The following is a 16,449-nucleotide window of genomic DNA, read 5'->3' as shown; positions in this document are numbered from 1 at the left end:
CCACGAATTTTATTTTCAATTTTAAACCAATTTTATTAGTGGAAATTTGTGTAATTCGTGGCAACATTTTTTTAATCCCTTTAATCTGCGAATCCCGATAGTTATCGGGAGTGGCAAAAAAACTATTTCTTCAAAAGCCGTGCTTTCATTTTGCTGAAGAATTCTGGTGTTACACCAATGAAAGAGGCGATTTGTTTTTGAGGAACTTTATGAACTAAAGTCCCGTATTTTTTACAGAATTTATCGAAACGTTCTTCGGCTGGTAAACTTAAATTGTCCATTAATCGCTGTTGATTGGCAACTAATGAATTCTCTATTAATATCCTGAAAAAACGTTCTAATTTAGGAATCTCGTGAAACAATTGTTCCTGGTTTTCTTTAGACAAAGAAATTAATTCTGCATCTTCTAAAACTTCTATAAAAAGCTGTCCTGGTTTTTGTGAAAAATAGCTGTACATATCGCTGATCCACCAACCCTGACAGGCAAATGACAGAACATGTTCTACGATATTATCGTTGATATTGAAGCTTCTTAAAATTCCGGAATTGACAAAGTAAGAATGTTTACAAACTTCTCCGGCGCTTAGTAAAATGGTTTTGGCTTTATAAGTATGCTTTTCGGTTTTTGATAAAAAAAGAGCTTGTTCTTCTGGTGTTAACGAAACGTGTTTGGCAATATTTTCAAGAATTAACTCCATTATTGTTCTTTTATCAAAGTGAATGAAGTGGCTTTAAAACGGTTGTTGACTACTTTTCCGGTTACTGAAGCTTTACGGATTTTATTGCAAAAACCATCTTCGGCATGAGCGTCGCCATGTTCGTCGATTGTGGTTCCGTCAACGAAATAAGGTTTTCCATCAATGCGAACGGCTAAATCACAACTTTTACCTTTCATTCCAAATTGACATTCGCCACAAGCAGTTTCTACGATTTGAGGTTTTTCGGTTGTTTTTTTATCCTGAGCCTGAGTTGCGATTCCAACAAATAGGAAGAATATAAATAATGCTTTTTTCATTTTTAAGAGTTTACGGTTATTAATTTTGAAGTTTCTTTGGCGCGTTCTACAATTTCTTCTATTGGAGTGGCTAATGAGTCATGACTTAATACAACTCCCATTCGGCGATAAGGTCTTGAAGTTGGTTTTCCGAAGATTCTGAAATCGGTTTTTGGTAAAGCAGCTACTTTTTCGATTCCGGTAAAAGTAGGGTTTGTAGAATCTTCTGATGCTAAAATTACGGCACTTGCTCCGGCTTTTTCAAGAATGATTTCGAAAATAGGAAGGCTTAAAATAGCACGTAAATGCAATTCGAATTCATTGAAATTCTGTGTTCCGGCCAAAGTTACCATTCCGGTATCATGTGGACGCGGAGAAAGTTCAGAGAAATAAACGCCATCGTTGGTTAGGAAAAATTCAACTCCAAAAAGTCCGGCTCCGCCAAGCGCTTCAGTAATTTTTTCGGCCATATCTTGGGCTTCATATAAATCTTTTTCTGAAACTAAAGCGGGTTGCCAGCTTTCCTGATAATCGCCACGTTCTTGTCTGTGACCAATTGGCGCACAAAATAAGGTTGGATTATTATTTTGAGTAATCGTTAAAAGCGTAATTTCTGAATTAAAATCTACAAATGCTTCTACAATAACTTCGATAACATCGCCACGAGAACCTGCAACAGCATATTGCCATGCTTTTTCGATATCGCTTTCTGTTTTTATAGTCGATTGTCCTTTTCCAGACGAAGACATTAAAGGTTTTACCACGCAAGGAATTCCAACTTCCTGAACGGCTTTTTGTAATTCTTCGGCAGAAGTTGCGTATTGATATTTGGCCGTTTTTAAACCTAATTCTTTTGACGCTAAATCACGAATTGCTTTGCGATTCATGGTAAAGTTTGCCGCTTTCGCTGAAGGAACAACGGTGATGCCTTGTTTTTCGTAATCGTAAAAACGTTCGGTACGAATGGCCTCTATTTCTGGAACTATAAAATCTGGTTGGTGTTTGGCTACAATTCTATCTAAAGCTTCGCCGTCGAGCATGTTGATGACTTCAAAACCGTGTGCAACTTGCATTGCGGGAGCATTTTCGTAACTATCAACTGCAATTATGGTTTGTCCGATTCGTTGTGCCGCAATGACAAATTCTTTGCCTAATTCGCCTGAACCGAGGAGTAGTATTTTCATTTTGTTTGATTTAAATATTGGTTGCTTTGGCTCGCTTTTACAATTATTAAACTGCTTATAAAAGTTATAATCATTAATATAAATGATAAGAATAAAATCATCAGTATTGAAAATAAAATTTGATAAGGAATTTGTGCGTTAAATACTGATGAAATTCCGTTTACGAATAATCCAACAGCATATATGGTAAAAAGAGCGATTATAATTTTTAAACTTACTCCAAAAGAAAATTGGGAACAAGCTTTGAAATAACGTATTTGATTTAATGATGGGCTTATTTTTTTAGCCGTAATCCAAAATAGAAAAACTATAAATAATGGAAACATAATACCCCAGAAAATTGGATTCCAAAACATACCGAAATTGCATATTTGTATACATTGGAAAATGAAATAGCTTTCGGAAAAAATTAAAAGTGGAAAAAAAGAGGTCACAAAAATCCCAGCAACAATTGCGTGTTTTTGTATGTTGTTTTTTGATTCCATTTAAAATTATTTTGAGAGTAAAGATAAATAAAATGGAATTTAATTTCTCGCAGATTTTGCAGATCCAGCAGATTTATTTTTTGTATGAGATTTTAATTTTAAGACAAAGTAACCATGCAGTTTGTCATTTCCACCAAAGGGAGAAATCACACTAGAAACTCGACAAAGATTGGCTTATTTGAACAGAGTTACTCGCGGAGATTCCTCGTTCCTCGGAATGACAAGATTTTGGGAAGTATGAAATGAAATTATAACGTAAAAGTTCTTATGAAGCTGTTTGCGTGAGGGATAGAAGTGGAAAGCCCACAGCCTGACGAAGGAAGTGCGAGGACTTGTAGCGGATAGCCCGGCCCGGAGGGACACGCCCAAATTATTTTTATGGGTAAATTTTTGTTAATAATTATGGCATAACTTCATGTTTGGTGGCTTTGAAACTTTCTTTAAAACGATGCGATATTTCTATATTTGCCAGCTTATAAATAAAACCCCAAAAGAATGAAATTAAATATTTTTTTAGTGATGAGTGCTTTGTGCGTTACATCTCTTTTACAAGCGCAATCGGCAGGAATTACATTTAAGTTAGGAATGGGAGAGCAAAAAGCTGATGCGATTGTTTTTAAAAAAGACAAACAAAAAATTAGCGGGATTGTTAAATTTCCTGGTTCTGCTGATAAAAAAGTAAAAATTAAAGTAGGAGAGGAGAATGAAAAATATGCGAGTAAAGATTTAGATTCAATTCAGATTTTTGATGCGAATAAAAAACTGTCTTACACTTTTGTATGGACAAAAACGAAGGTGTACAAAAAAAAGGGTACAGAATTTAAGACTATTGATGAAAATTGGATCTGTAAAATGATTGAAGGGAAGGCTTCTTTATATATAGGTGGAGAGGAATACGGAATAAAAGAGGTTAAGGTGGAGGATGAAAAGACAAAAGAGAAGGTAAAGGAGGAAAAGATGAAGGTGGTTTCTAGAGATGTTAATCATTATTTGAAGAGAAGTAATGAGGATTATCCTGTATTGGTTTCTATGAGTTCGAATGCTCTCTCGGCAGGATATAATGCTTTTTTTAGGGAATATGGAGTTTATTATTTTAAGGATAATCCGGAAATCGCTAAAAAGATTGAAGATAAAGAATATAAATATGATGACATTGAGAAAGTTGTGGCTTTATATAATGTGAAACCAAAGAAACAAGAACAAAAAGCAGAACAAAAATCTGAGGTAAAAGCGACAAAAACAAAGGCAACGCCAAAAGCAGGATCAAAAACAACTGCTAAAAAGAAATAAATAAAAAAAAGCGATACCTTAAAAAAGTATCGCTTTTGTATTTTTAATGAAAATGATCTTCTTCGATTTCGAATTCAGCATCTTTTTCCCAGATTTCCATTTCGCAGGGTTTGCAGTTGAATTTTAGTTTGTATTCCAATTCGCCTTGTTTTAAAACCAAAGGTTCTTTTACCTTAACGCCTACAATGTCTTTTTGATGTATCGGGCATTTTTTTAATTCGTATTTGATGCAATATTTGGTGGTCATTACACGAGATTTTCCTGGATCCCATTGTAATTCGAATGCTTTTTCAATTTCGGTTACACCGTGACGTTCGTAGAATTTACGAGCTGTTTTGTTCGAAACGTTGTACATGAAATCTAATTTGGTTTCAGGATACGGATGTGACGTTTTTACTATTTGGTGTTCTTCGCGTTTGTAATTTGCCAAACGAATTTCGGTTAACTGATCGTAAACGGTTCTTCGCATTTCGTTGATTTTTGAAATAGGAAGGAACCAGTTTTGAGAAAACATAACGTTGATTTCATCGGCTTTGTAAGGTGTGAAGCCCGTTTTTGCCAATTGCGTTTTGATGTTTTCTTCGATTGATTCACCGGTTTTAGTCTGCTCTTTTGCGTGCTCTAAATTTACGGTGCTTACATTTCCGTCTTCATCGGTTGCGATAAGTTCGAAACCAGTTTCAGTCTCTGTAAGTAATAAAGTCGTGCTTAATTTACGAACAGCGCTATCTTCTCTTTCTACAATTTTAATGAAAGCGGCGTCATTATTTCTGTAGATGAAAGTTCCGTCTTTTACTTCTTTTAAAACGTTTGGATAAATTTTACCGTTTTCGGCTTTGTTTACGTAGATTCCGTCAGCTTCGTTGTTTTCGTTGATGAAACAAAGTCCGTCACCGTTGTTTAGCAATTCGCCATTTTCGATTTCGTAAGCGTTTCCAACAGTTCTGATTAATTTACCAATATATTGACCTTTTGATTTTGGAGTTTCCCAAGAACCAATGGAACTGTGTCTTTCATTTACAAAATAATCGGTATAACCACGGTTGAAGGTTCTGTTTAAAGAAGAATCAAAAGTATAAGTACAAGTTCCGGAAGAAGCTTTGATGTATTTTCCGCGTCCATCTCCTTCTAAATAGCTGTCTAATTTTTGACGTAAATAAGAAACGTTGTTTTTTACATAAACTACATCTTTTAATCGGCCTTCGATTTTAAAAGAAACGATTCCGGCTTCGATAAGATTTGGAATTTGCTCTGAAATATCTAAATCTTTTATCGAAAGTAAGTGGCTGTTTTTGATTAAAGTTTCTCCGTTTCCGTCGATTAGGTTATAAGGTAAACGGCAGTTTTGTGCGCAAGAACCACGATTGGCGCTGCGTTCTCCGTTTGCCACACTCATATAGCAGTTTCCGCTAAAGGACACACATAATGCACCGGTTACGAAAAATTCTAATTCAACATCGGCTTCGTCGTAAATGGTTTTAATTTGATGTAAGTTCAATTCGCGGGCTAAAACCACACGTTTGATTCCGGCATCTTTAAGGAATTTAATTTTATCGGCATCACGGTTATTGGATTGTGTACTTGCGTGAAGTACGATAGGAGGCAAGTCCATTTCCATAATTGCCATATCCTGAATAATAAGGGCATCGACACCAATGTCGTATAATTCCCAGATCATTGAACGGCAAGTTTCAAGTTCGTTGTCGTACAAAATGGTATTCATAACCACAAAAACCTGAGCATTAAATAAGTGCGCATATTGTACTAATGCAGCAACATCTTCGATAGAGTTGTTGGCATTTGAACGTGCTCCAAATTGTGGCGCACCAATATAAACTGCATCGGCGCCACTATTTATGGCTGCCATTCCTCCAATTAAATCTTTAGCCGGAGCTAATATTTCGATCTTCTTCATTTTTAAGACTTTAACCTTCTGTGGTATTCACGGAAAAAAGTTTGCAAAGTTCTTATAAATATTTCGAGTTTACTAATACTGAAGTGACTTTTTTTGAAATAGTTGGGTTATATGGAATGATGATATTTAAAAATAGAAGTTTTACTTCGTGATAAATTATTCTGCTTATTCAGTTTTTTTGTCTGATAGCAAATCTCAACCATCTTCCTGATTTTAGGAAAATGGTTGTTTACTAGATTGCTTTTTAGTTTGGATCAGATTAATACTCAAACAAAGTTATAGAAGATGCTGTTCCGTTTATATAATCGGTAGTGGTTATTTTTTTTATAAGATAACCTTCTTTATTATAGATATAGTACTCTTTTATTGGTCTGCTTGCATACCATAGCCAGTCTGTAATATGAGTTGTTGGAGTAGGTGAAAAAGTTATTTTATCACTACCTTGAGTTTGCATATAAGACAGGATAGGGTAGCTTGTTATTTTATACCAAGCTTCATTGGCATAAATTCCCGGTTTAGAAGTGTCAATATTATATACGTCATCGCTAAGGCTATGATGCTCCTGACCTGGTACAATGTGACCTGTTTTATCGAAAGTCTGCATCCAGTAATAGGCTGAAACTTTTACTTTGTTATCACCCAAATCCAGATAAACGAAGTCTATTATAAATCTATAACCTGAAATGTTTGGAAAATTAATATTATCGTAGGCTTCATATCTTTTTGCCTGCGTAATTCTGTCCTGATCGTCGTAAGAATACTGAACAGTTATATCACCATTTGTTTTTAGTTCGGTGATATTACCTCTTGCATCATATAAATATCTGTTTTCTGTAGTGGTGCTTACTTTACTATTAGAATAGGTAAAAGTATCCATGAAGTCTATATTTGTACTAGCCTGATTACCATTAAAGCCTGCTGCGTATTTTTTAGTAGACTTTAATTGTCTCATTTCATCGTACTCATAATCGGTTCTGCTTCCCCACCAGCGCTTTATTGTGTCTCTAAATGTATTCAATGAGTCTTTAATAGCTGCTTCCTGAGTAAAATTCATTACATCTTTATAGTAATAAACTCTCTTTACTAATTTTAAATCATCTTCAAGCTTTTTTCCTGTTAATGATTTGATATTATTGGTAATTGCTGGTTTAAGCTGAACTTTAACGATTGGAGGTTTTGATGGTTCAGGAGCTATTACTTCTGGTGTTGTAGTAGGATTTTCTTCGCTTGAACAGCTAATTATGCTAAATGCCATTATGGCGCCTAGTATTATTTTCTTCATTTTGGGTGGTTGTTTTTGGTTGTGCTTATTCCTGATAAAAATAATATTTTATTTGATAGGTTCGTAAATAAGTTGAACAACGCCTGATTTGAAAATATTGGTTTCAAGTAATTTTAATTCTATTCGTTTTTTTAAATCTTCGAATAATGGTTTGCCGTTTCCTAAAACGATTGGATGCACGGATATTCTATAGGTATCGATAAGATTAAATTGAATAAAAGTTTTAATTAAGCTGGCCCCACCATATAACCAGATGTCTTTTCCGGATTGTTTCTTGATTTCGTTTACTGTATTTGCGATGTCAGAATTTATGAAAGTGGCATTGTCGTCTTTTTTGTGTTGACTTGAAAAAACGTATTTTTCTTTAGCATGTACTTCTTTCCAAAGCGATTTTTCATCAGTATTTGCATTTTCATCCGGTTGGTAATTTCCCCACATATCATAACTTACTCTGCCGTAAAAAATAGTATCGATACTGGATAAAAAACCATCAAAATCCATGTCATCGTCCATAATACACCAATCGGTTTCTCCGTTCGGACCTTCAATAAAACCGTCGAGGGTTACAGCTAAGTCTAAAATTACTTTTTTCATTTTTCGATAAATTTTGTTTTATGTTTTGGAGATAAAAATATAGTATTTCAGATGTATTAAAAACAAAAAACTACTTAGTTTATTAACCAAGTAGTTTTCTTCTCAAAAAAATAGTGCCAAATATTATGACAATTTTTTCGCTTTAATTTTTGCCAAAGTATTTTCGATGGTGTTTAATTGTTTTGAAACAATTGCAATTTGAGAACTATCAAGATGATTATGCTCAAGGGCCATTTTGTATTTTTCGATAGCTGCTTCTTCTCCTGTAATACAGGCATTGATGATGGCTTCGGTATCGCCACTTGTAAAGGATGATTTAATATCGATCCAGGCGCGGTGTATGGCTCCTAATGGTCCGCCACCTGCAGTATCTGTTGATTTTCCTAGTTTATTGATTTCGTCTTGTATTTCTACAATAAATAAAGCACGTTCGCGGGCATAATCAAGAAAGTCGGTTTTGATTGCCGGGCTGCTTACGTGTTCAGCTGCATTGGTATATCCTAGTTTTCCGTCTTCAAGAATTGAAATTAATCCTTCTAATGTACTAACTGCTTTTTCTGTGGTTTCATCTGTATGTATCATAATAAATGTTTTTTAAATTTTATAATACAAAGTTGGGATTTTATAAAGCGATATGTCTTATAGAATTATGATGGGTGTTTATAAAATTGTGGAATGGGAATTTTGAAAGATTAAGATTTGTTTGCCACGAATTGCACAAATTTTCACTAATTACTGTATGTTGGGTTTGCGTGAGGGATAGAAGTGGAAAGCCCACAGCCTGACGAAGGAAGTGCGAGGACTTGCAGCGAATAGCCCGGTTCGCCGCGGCGAAACACGCCCAAAATAATCGCATAAAAAAACAGCTTAAAGTATAAAAGTGATGAAACTTTTAACCTTAAGCCGTTTTTAATAAAATTATTTAGGGTATTACACAGCCAAAGCTTCTTTGATTCTGCGTAATGCTTCTTTTAAGATATCGTCGCTTGTTGCGTAAGAGAAACGAATACAGTTTGGATTTCCGAAAGCATCTCCTGTTACTGTTGCAACGTTAGCTTCGGCCAAAAGGTACATCGAAACGTCGTTTGCATCTTTGATCTCAGTTCCTTTTAATGTTTTTCCGAAGAAAGAAGAAACGTCTGGGAATACGTAAAATGCTCCTTCTGGAACGTTGATTTTTACTCCTGGAATTTCTTTTAATAATCCAACCACTAAATCTCTACGAGTGTGGAACGCTTGAACCATGTGGTTTAATACGCTAGGATCAGCTTCTACAGCAGTAATTGTAGCACGTTGCGCTACTGAGTTTGCTCCTGAAGTTACTTGCCCCTGAATTTTTGTACATGCTTTTGCGATGAATTCCGGAGCTCCGATGTAACCAATTCTGTATCCTGTCATAGCGAATGCTTTTGCTACTCCGTTTACAGTGATAGTTCTTTCTAACATTCCCGGGATTGAACCGATGCTGCAGAATGTTCCTGAGAAATTGATGTGCTCGTAAATTTCGTCAGCAACTACATATATGTTTGGGTGTTTTTCTAAAACTTTTGCAAGAGCTGTTAACTCTTCTCTGCTGTAAACAGATCCAGATGGGTTACAAGGAGAAGAGAACCACATCATTTTTGTTTTTGGTGTAATGGCAGCTTCTAATTGTTCTGGTGTAATTTTGAAATCAGTATCTACAGATGTTGGAACTTCAACCGGAACTCCTCCTGAAAGTTTTACAATTTCGAAATAAGAAACCCAGTATGGTGCCGGTAAAATAACCTCGTCACCATCGTTTAACATTACTTGTGCAATGTTGTATAAAGATTGTTTTGCTCCTGTAGAAACTACAATTTGAGTTGGTTTGTAATCTAAATTATTATCTCTTTTGAACTTTTTGCAAATTGCTTCTCTTAATTCTAAATAACCTTCTACCGGAGAATATGTACTGTAATTTTCATCGACTGCTTTTTTTACTGCTTCTTTGATGAAGTCTGGTGTATTAAAGTCAGGTTCTCCTAAACTTAAACTGATAATGTCTTTTCCCTGTGCTTTTAATTCACGTGCTAAAGCAGCCATTGCTAAGGTTTGTGATGTCGCTAAGTTGTTGATTCTGTCTGAAAGAATATGATTCATTATAAAATTTTTGAATGTCCTTAATTTCAACTTTAATTAAGGAAGGTTAATTATTAATAGATTTTTTTTATGCTAGTTCCGGTTTCATTCCAAGATCTTTTAGATGCTTGTAATGTGCAATAACAGCGCCTCTCATGGTTCTGAATTCATGATAAGGTAAGTTGCATTCTATTGCAGTTTGTTTTACGATTTCGGCAATTTTTCCGTAGTGAATATGACTGATATTCGGGAAAATATGATGCTCGATCTGGTGGTTTAATCCTCCGGTAAACCAGTTGATTATTTTGTTTTTTGGAGCAAAATTAGCTGTTGTGTACAATTGGTGAATTGCCCAGGTGTTTTCCATTTCTCCTTCTTCGTTTGGTACCGGGTTCGAAGTTTCTTCGACTACGTGCGCCAATTGAAAAACAATACTTAATATAAGTCCTGCTGTGTAGTGCATTACGAAAAATCCAATCACTACTTTCCACCATGTTACGCCCAGAATCATTGGTAAAGCCATCCAGATTATAATGTATATGATTTTTGTAATCACAAGAACGGTCCATAATTTGGTAGGACTTTGTGGTGCTCCGTATGAGAGTTTTCTTTTTAGGTAGTTTTTCATTTGCTTAAAATCAGTTGTTAAAGCCCAATTGAAAGTCAAAAGTCCGTATAAGAAAAAAGAATAATAGTGTTGAAATTTATGAAAACGGTGCCACTCTGCGTTTTGCGTAAAACGAATAATTCTTCCGGCATCAAGATCTTCGTCATGACCGTGAATATTGGTATACGTATGGTGCAATACATTGTGTTGTACTTGCCAGTTATCAACGTTTCCGGCCAAAACATAAATACTTCCGCCCATAATCTTGTTGATCCATGATTTAGAAGAATACGATCCGTGGTTTCCATCGTGCATCACGTTCATTCCAATTCCGGCCATTCCAACTCCCATCAAAATGTTTAGTAACAATTGAGCCCAAAATGGCATGTCAAGAGTTAAGATTAAAAAGTACGGTGTTAGAAAAACTGCAAAAAGAATAATTGCTTTTAAGTGCAACTTCCAGTTTCCTGTTTTCTGAATATTGTTCTCCTTGAAGTAATTGTTTACTCGTGAGTTAAGTGTTCTGAAGAACTTCAGATTGTCTTGCTTAGCAAATGTAGGCGCAGTGTTATTCATAATTAATTTAAATAGTTTTCAAAGGTAATTATTATAAATTTTCAATTTGCAAAATTGAGTTAAATATTTCAACTGTAAAGTAGTACTTTTGTTAAAAAATTAGAGCAATGGATGAGATATTGAAATATTTTCCTGATTTGACCGACATTCAAATCGAACAATTTCAAAAATTAGACTTTTTATACCACGATTGGAATGAAAAAATCAATGTGATTTCGCGTAAAGATATTGATGCCTTATATACAAAACATGTTTTGCATTCTCTTGGAATTGCAAAAATCATGAAATTCGAACCGGGAACAACTGTTCTTGATGTTGGAACCGGTGGAGGATTTCCAGGGATTCCTTTAGCGATTCTTTTTCCTGAAACGCGTTTTTATCTGATTGATGTTATCGCCAAAAAAATAAAAGTGGTTCAGGGCGTTGTTGATGCATTAGAACTTAAAAATGTAAAAGCGGAACAATTGCGTGCTGAAAATGTAAAAGGCGATTTTGATTTTATCGTAAGTCGTGCCGTTACCAATATGCCGGATTTTGTTTCCTGGATTAAAACTAAAATTAAAAAGCAGCACAAACACACGTTGAAAAACGGAATTCTTTATCTAAAAGGAGGCGATTTGACTGAGGAATTAAAGGATTTCCCAAAAGCAACTTTATATGATTTGTCTACGATTTTTGAAGACGAATTTTTTGAAACCAAAAAAGTGGTGCATTTGCCTTTGAAGTTTACTGTTTAATCTTTTTTGAAATAATAAAAACCCGACGGGATGCTTTGATAAGTATACTGTCGGGTTTTTCTTTTTATGTAAGATGTCTTTTGAATCAATTATCATAACACAATGATAATTTTGTGGTTGAGCGTATTTCTTTATCTTTGAAATTACTATAAATAAAGTAATAATGGATAGAAGGAAGTTCTTTAAAAATGGTTCTTTATTAACGATTGGAGCCGCAGTGATGAATCCGTTTCAGGGTTCTGCAAATATTTTAGATTTAGAGTCAGTAAATAAAAATAAGAAAGCAAAAAATATTATTCTACTTGTTAGTGACGGAATGAGTACAGGAACTCTTAATATGACTGATTTGTTCCTGAACAGAAAAACGGGAAAAGGTTCTAACTGGATTCAGTTATACAAAGACAACAGAGTTTCAAGAGCTCTAATGGATACCGCTTCTGCGAGTTCTATTGTAACAGATTCTTCGGCAGCAAGTTCTTCCTGGGGAGGTGGTTTTAGAGTAAATAACGGCGTACTTAATGTGAGTCCGCAGGGAGAACCTCATTTACCAATTTGGCAAAAGTTCAAGAAGTCAGGAAAAATGGCGGGTTGTGTTACAACGGTTCCTATAACTCATGCGACTCCGGCTGGTTTTTGTGTAAATAGTAAAAGCAGAAATGCACAGGATGATATTGCCGAGCAATATTTAGATCTTGGTTTTGATGTTATGATGGGCGGAGGTTCAAACTATTTTAGTCCGGAATTAAGAAAAGATAAAAAAGATATGTTTGCTGCTTTTAAAGCAAAAGGATATCAGGTTGTAAAAACACGTTCTGATATGGAAGCGGCTTCTAATGCTCAGCCTATTTTAGGCGTATTTGCAGAAGATGGTTTACCTTATTATGTGGACAGAAATAGCGACGAAAATTTACAAAAAACAATTCCGAGTCTTGCTGAAATGGCGCAAAAAGCTATTGACAGAATGAAAGGTCATAAAAATGGTTTTGTTTTGCAAATTGAAAGCGGGAAAGTCGATTGGGCGGCGCACGGAAACGATATTGCCGGATTAATTAACGATCAGATTGAATTTGACGAGGCGGTAAAAATTGCGATAGATTTTGCTGAAAAGGACAAAGAAACATTGGTAATTATTACGACAGATCACGGAAATGCGAATCCCGGAATTATTTATGGTAAAGATGCCAATGATAATTTTGATAGCATCCAGAAATACACACAGACGAATGAATGGATTTTAAATCAAATAAAACCGCAATCATCTGTTTCGCAAGTAAAGGAAATTATCGAAAAGGCAAATGGTCATTCCGTTTCTGATGAAGACGCAAAAACGGTCTTAAGCTATTACGATGGCTTGCATAAAGAAGATGGTTTGTACAATTACAAAAAATTACCTTATAAAGCTTTTGCAGAAATGCAGGGCAAAATAAATTCTGTAGGATGGATTAGCATGGACCATTCTGCTGATTATGTAGAGTTGGCAATGTTTGGTCCTGGAAGTGAACTTTTAAAACCTTTCGTAAAAAATACCGATTTGCATTATCTCATGTTGCAGGCGGCAGAAGTAGAGAATAAGTTTTAGTTTATCAGATAAATAATAAACCCCACAAGTTCAAAAAAATATTGAAGTTTGTGGGGTTTGTGTTTTAAAAGAAGATCCTAATTAAGAAGCTCTTTTTGGGAAACATAAAAACTGATTAGATTTAGTATCTAAATTATGAATCAGTTCATTGATGGCGTTTTCTGATGCCTCAATAGAATTTTCGAATTCAGGATTAAAGAAAAAATCACGGCAAATTACAGGTTCATGTGATGAATCATAAAAAGCTTCGTAATTTTGATCTAAATCTTCATTACTGTATTGGCATGGATAATCGCGTTTTAAAACTGCTATTGTTCTGTTGAACCATTTGTCAAAAACGCGTTTTCTTGGTGTAATGTGGCGTGCTAATAATACTAGTCCAATAAGTTCGCTCTGAATAGCGTGTAATCCTCTTCTGTACATAGTATCAACCATTGTTACATTCATAAGAGCGATCCATAAAGGTCCGTTTACGTATCCCGATGCCGAGATATCAAAATCAGCATCAAAAACTAATGGTTTTGTGTTTTCGATATTACCAATTGAGCACCATAAAGCCTCGATTCTTTTATGGGTATCATTATTCATTTTGGTGTATCCGGTATATCTCCAGTATATCCATTCAAGCAAAGCTGCAGTAAGCCCCATAGAAGCTTTATGGTTAATTTGCATTAATTCATGTTCAAGTTCATCATTTCCTTCTAAAGGATCTAAAAACTGATCTATCTTTTTTTTGTTCCATTTAAAGTCAATTGGATGTCCAATACTTTTTGCCTGTACAATTATAGGAGGCGTGTTTTGTAAATTTCTCATCGGTACTTTTTTATGTCTTTTTTTGAATTTTTGTAAATTTTGATTGTAAAGTCTCTGTTGAATTTGCTTCATTTTTTCGGCTTTAAATCTGGATGTAAATTTATGTTGAGATATATTTTCAGAGTATTAGAATAAGTTTTTAAAATAACAGAATAGGATTTTTATTCGCCTATCGTGTTGATAATCAATATAATAAGAAAAGTATTACAAATATTGTAAACATAAGATTGTCAGAATATAGGGAAAAGGCTTTTGGTTTTTATTTTTTAATTATAAGTGATTGTTTTTTAATGATTTGGCGTTTTTAAAGACATGGACACAAAAAGAAAGAGATAAGAATGTTTAATCATTATTTTGAGGCCAAAACAAAGATAAATAGTCATTCATCCGCTATTATTTTTCGTTCCTGTACTTTTATTTGCTCAATCTCTATTAGAGGAATACCTTTACTACAGCACTAACAAATTTACTTTTGAAAACAACTACAGTAATATCGACATATTGGAAAATTCAACTCATTGGGTGGACTACTGCTTCTTTGTATTGGGGATTATCAGCTTTCCTGAGTGGTAATTTTATCTGGAAAATGGGCGCAACAGATTTAATATTTGATATATTGATTGGTATTGCGTTGACTCATATGTATCGAAATTTTGCTTTAAAAAGAAAATGGAATAAATTGAATCTAAAAGAGTTATTGCCCAAAATGGCGCTCAGTGTTTTGGTGCTTTCCTTATTCTATATGTTTTTTATTATCGGAAAACTTTATTTGGTGCGCCTGTTAATTTTCAAAAATGAAACGGTTTCCTTTTTAGATTTTTTTAAATCGGTACAATTGCAAGTTTTTATTACAGGAACCAGATTAATGTCAATTTGGGTATTGGCCTACCATCTTTATCATTATTCGAGACTTGAATTAGAAACCGTAAAAGAAAATGCCCGATTATCCATTATCATAAAAGAAGCCCAACTGAATAATCTGAGTGCGCAACTTAATCCTCATTTCTTTTTTAATTCATTAAACAACATAAAATTTCTGGTGATAGAAAATCCTGCTGCCGCCAGAAGAGCAATTGATTTATTGTCTGAACTTTTAAGAAATTCCTTAAATACTAATATTAGCAAATTAATATCGCTCAATGACGAAATTGATCTTGTAAAAGATTATCTCGAATTAGAAAAAATACGATTTGAGGAACGTTTACAAATAAAAATTGAAACCAGTTTAGATTTATCTCAGCATTTAATTCTGCCTTTCAGTATTCAGTCACTTGTAGAGAATGCCATAAAACACGGAATTGAAAAAAGAAAAAACGGAGGATTTATTGCCGTAAAAATTGACAGGAAAAATGATTTTATAAAGATTACAGTTCAAAACTCAGGAAAACTAAGTAATGATATTAAAGATTCAGGTATTGGTTTACAGAACCTGAAAGAAAGATTGTTGCTGCAATATAACGGAAATGCTTCTTTTAATATTATACAGATGGACGACGAAACAGTTTTGGCTACTATTTTAATTCCATCAAAATGAAAAAAATAAAAGTTGTTATAATCGACGATGAGCGTTTAGCAAGAGAAGAGATAAAAAGAGCTCTACAATTCTATGAAGATTTTGTACTTATTGGCGAGGCCGAAAATGCTGATGATGCAAAGATCCTGATTGAAACAGAAATGCCGGATTTGATTTTTCTCGATATTCAGATGCCTGAAAAATCCGGTTTCGATTTGTTAGAATCGTTAGATAATGTACCCGCAGTTTTGTTTATTACAGCCTATGATCAATATGCCATACAAGCTTTTGAAGTAAGTGCTTTAGATTATTTAATGAAACCCATAAGAGAGGAACGTTTTGCAAAAGCAATTCAAAAAATAAGAGATGCTATAAATATGAAATTCTCGCTGAATGATTCTTTGGCAAAAGACCGAAAGATTTTTATAAAAGACGGGGAGAAGCGATTCTTCATTCAATTAGACGAGATCTATTTAATTGAATCTTTAGAAAATTATACGAGATTGTTTTTTCAGGATAAAAAAGCACTTCAGAGGCGTTCTCTTCGCCAGTGGGAAGAAATACTGGATAAGAATATCTTCTTCAGGATCAACAGAACTGAAATCATTAACATACAATATATTCAGGAAGTAAAAACTACAATAGGCGGCAGGCTAGAAGTAAAACTCAAAACCGGAGAACTATTAGAAGTCTCCAATCGTCAATCGGCCCGATTCAGGAACCAGAACGGGATTTAATCCATTAATTCAAATTATTATAATGCAAACAGCTAATGCTATT

16 protein-coding genes are annotated in these 16,449 nt (G+C 34.4%); 5 read left to right on the top strand and 11 right to left on the bottom strand.

The features are described 5' to 3' along the window. Window positions 1-122: 122 nt before the first annotated feature. From FLACOL7796_RS05470 to FLACOL7796_RS05455, 4 genes are read right to left on the bottom strand one after another with little or no spacing between them, the layout of a single operon-like run. Window positions 123-698, bottom strand: coding sequence for a Crp/Fnr family transcriptional regulator (locus FLACOL7796_RS05470; RefSeq protein WP_173969821.1), 576 nt, complete (start codon window positions 696-698; stop codon window positions 123-125). Next, window positions 698-1,015: a DUF6370 family protein gene (locus FLACOL7796_RS05465; protein ID WP_173969820.1), complete on the bottom strand. Its 318-nt coding sequence runs from the start codon at window positions 1,013-1,015 to the stop codon at window positions 698-700. The genes FLACOL7796_RS05470 and FLACOL7796_RS05465 overlap by 1 nt, the downstream gene beginning before the upstream one ends. A 2-nt stretch (window positions 1,016-1,017) precedes the next feature. Beyond that, a complete protein-coding gene (gene purT / locus FLACOL7796_RS05460; RefSeq protein ID WP_173969819.1) occupies window positions 1,018-2,178 on the bottom strand; it encodes a formate-dependent phosphoribosylglycinamide formyltransferase in 1,161 nt (386 codons plus the stop codon). Beyond that, on the bottom strand, window positions 2,175-2,663 hold the full coding sequence (locus FLACOL7796_RS05455) for a hypothetical protein (protein WP_173969818.1): 489 nt from the start codon (window positions 2,661-2,663) through the stop codon (window positions 2,175-2,177). Before FLACOL7796_RS05455 ends, purT begins: the two co-directional genes overlap by 4 nt. 495 nt (window positions 2,664-3,158) lie before the next feature. Here FLACOL7796_RS05455 and FLACOL7796_RS05450 point away from each other — a divergent pair, with 495 nt between their 5' ends. Continuing rightward, entirely contained in the window at window positions 3,159-3,953 is a 795-nt protein-coding gene (locus FLACOL7796_RS05450; protein WP_173969817.1) for a hypothetical protein, read from the top strand. A 43-nt stretch (window positions 3,954-3,996) separates the two neighbouring features. Here FLACOL7796_RS05450 and FLACOL7796_RS05445 read toward each other — a convergent pair whose 3' ends face one another. From FLACOL7796_RS05445 to FLACOL7796_RS05420, 6 genes are all read right to left on the bottom strand, one after another. Then, entirely contained in the window at window positions 3,997-5,868 is a 1,872-nt protein-coding gene (locus tag FLACOL7796_RS05445; RefSeq protein ID WP_173969816.1) for a peptidase U32 family protein, read from the bottom strand. Between the two features lie 259 nt (window positions 5,869-6,127). Then, a complete protein-coding gene (locus FLACOL7796_RS05440; protein ID WP_173969815.1) occupies window positions 6,128-7,150 on the bottom strand; it encodes an RHS repeat domain-containing protein in 1,023 nt (340 codons plus the stop codon). A 48-nt stretch (window positions 7,151-7,198) separates the two neighbouring features. Then, a complete protein-coding gene (locus tag FLACOL7796_RS05435) occupies window positions 7,199-7,744 on the bottom strand; it encodes a dihydrofolate reductase family protein (protein ID WP_173969814.1) in 546 nt (181 codons plus the stop codon). A gap of 123 nt (window positions 7,745-7,867) precedes the next feature. Next, complete coding sequence (locus tag FLACOL7796_RS05430; protein WP_173969813.1) at window positions 7,868-8,326, bottom strand: ferritin-like domain-containing protein; 459 nt, start codon at window positions 8,324-8,326, stop codon at window positions 7,868-7,870. A 348-nt stretch (window positions 8,327-8,674) separates the two neighbouring features. Further along, window positions 8,675-9,865 (bottom strand): pyridoxal phosphate-dependent aminotransferase, encoded by a 1,191-nt coding sequence (locus tag FLACOL7796_RS05425; protein ID WP_173969812.1) that lies wholly within the window; start codon window positions 9,863-9,865, stop codon window positions 8,675-8,677. 67 nt (window positions 9,866-9,932) lie between these two features. Next, entirely contained in the window at window positions 9,933-11,027 is a 1,095-nt protein-coding gene (locus FLACOL7796_RS05420; RefSeq protein ID WP_173969811.1) for a fatty acid desaturase family protein, read from the bottom strand. Between the two features lie 107 nt (window positions 11,028-11,134). Between FLACOL7796_RS05420 and rsmG the strand changes: the two genes are divergently transcribed. Together rsmG and FLACOL7796_RS05410 are read left to right on the top strand one after the other, a co-directional pair. Next, window positions 11,135-11,764: a 16S rRNA (guanine(527)-N(7))-methyltransferase RsmG gene (rsmG, locus tag FLACOL7796_RS05415; protein WP_173969810.1), complete on the top strand. Its 630-nt coding sequence runs from the start codon at window positions 11,135-11,137 to the stop codon at window positions 11,762-11,764. Window positions 11,765-11,927: 163 nt separating this feature from the next. Then, window positions 11,928-13,343: an alkaline phosphatase gene (locus FLACOL7796_RS05410; RefSeq protein ID WP_173969809.1), complete on the top strand. Its 1,416-nt coding sequence runs from the start codon at window positions 11,928-11,930 to the stop codon at window positions 13,341-13,343. 81 nt (window positions 13,344-13,424) lie between these two features. On the opposite strand, the gene FLACOL7796_RS05405 is transcribed toward FLACOL7796_RS05410, so the two are convergent. After that, window positions 13,425-14,156: a hypothetical protein gene (locus tag FLACOL7796_RS05405; protein WP_173969808.1), complete on the bottom strand. Its 732-nt coding sequence runs from the start codon at window positions 14,154-14,156 to the stop codon at window positions 13,425-13,427. Between the two features lie 472 nt (window positions 14,157-14,628). On the opposite strand from FLACOL7796_RS05405, the gene FLACOL7796_RS05400 reads away from it, so the two are divergent. After that, the gene (locus tag FLACOL7796_RS05400) at window positions 14,629-15,690 is read left to right on the top strand and encodes a sensor histidine kinase (protein WP_173969807.1); all 1,062 of its coding nucleotides are present in this window, start codon (window positions 14,629-14,631) and stop codon (window positions 15,688-15,690) included. Next, window positions 15,687-16,406 (top strand): LytR/AlgR family response regulator transcription factor, encoded by a 720-nt coding sequence (locus tag FLACOL7796_RS05395; protein ID WP_173969806.1) that lies wholly within the window; start codon window positions 15,687-15,689, stop codon window positions 16,404-16,406. Before FLACOL7796_RS05400 ends, FLACOL7796_RS05395 begins: the two co-directional genes overlap by 4 nt. The last annotated feature ends 43 nt before the right edge of the window (window positions 16,407-16,449 follow it).

Origin of the sequence: Flavobacterium bizetiae (assembly GCF_902804475.1) — a bacterium.
GTDB classification, from domain to species: domain Bacteria; phylum Bacteroidota; class Bacteroidia; order Flavobacteriales; family Flavobacteriaceae; genus Flavobacterium; species Flavobacterium bizetiae.
This window is presented reverse-complemented; position numbering and strand designations above follow the sequence as displayed.

Excerpts from the sequence above, each read along its gene's own strand:
- FLACOL7796_RS05470 (WP_173969821.1), bottom strand. The coding sequence starts at position 698 with ATGGAGTTAATTCTTGAAAATATTGCCAAACACGTTTCGTTAACACCA.
- FLACOL7796_RS05465 (WP_173969820.1), bottom strand. The coding sequence starts at position 1,015 with ATGAAAAAAGCATTATTTATATTCTTCCTATTTGTTGGAATCGCAACT.
- purT (WP_173969819.1), bottom strand. The coding sequence starts at position 2,178 with ATGAAAATACTACTCCTCGGTTCAGGCGAATTAGGCAAAGAATTTGTC.
- FLACOL7796_RS05455 (WP_173969818.1), bottom strand. The coding sequence starts at position 2,663 with ATGGAATCAAAAAACAACATACAAAAACACGCAATTGTTGCTGGGATT.
- FLACOL7796_RS05450 (WP_173969817.1), top strand. The coding sequence starts at position 3,159 with ATGAAATTAAATATTTTTTTAGTGATGAGTGCTTTGTGCGTTACATCT.
- FLACOL7796_RS05445 (WP_173969816.1), bottom strand. The coding sequence starts at position 5,868 with ATGAAGAAGATCGAAATATTAGCTCCGGCTAAAGATTTAATTGGAGGA.
- FLACOL7796_RS05440 (WP_173969815.1), bottom strand. The coding sequence starts at position 7,150 with ATGAAGAAAATAATACTAGGCGCCATAATGGCATTTAGCATAATTAGC.
- FLACOL7796_RS05435 (WP_173969814.1), bottom strand. The coding sequence starts at position 7,744 with ATGAAAAAAGTAATTTTAGACTTAGCTGTAACCCTCGACGGTTTTATT.
- FLACOL7796_RS05430 (WP_173969813.1), bottom strand. The coding sequence starts at position 8,326 with ATGATACATACAGATGAAACCACAGAAAAAGCAGTTAGTACATTAGAA.
- FLACOL7796_RS05425 (WP_173969812.1), bottom strand. The coding sequence starts at position 9,865 with ATGAATCATATTCTTTCAGACAGAATCAACAACTTAGCGACATCACAA.
- FLACOL7796_RS05420 (WP_173969811.1), bottom strand. The coding sequence starts at position 11,027 with ATGAATAACACTGCGCCTACATTTGCTAAGCAAGACAATCTGAAGTTC.
- rsmG (WP_173969810.1), top strand. The coding sequence starts at position 11,135 with ATGGATGAGATATTGAAATATTTTCCTGATTTGACCGACATTCAAATC.
- FLACOL7796_RS05410 (WP_173969809.1), top strand. The coding sequence starts at position 11,928 with ATGGATAGAAGGAAGTTCTTTAAAAATGGTTCTTTATTAACGATTGGA.
- FLACOL7796_RS05405 (WP_173969808.1), bottom strand. The coding sequence starts at position 14,156 with ATGAGAAATTTACAAAACACGCCTCCTATAATTGTACAGGCAAAAAGT.
- FLACOL7796_RS05395 (WP_173969806.1), top strand. The coding sequence starts at position 15,687 with ATGAAAAAAATAAAAGTTGTTATAATCGACGATGAGCGTTTAGCAAGA.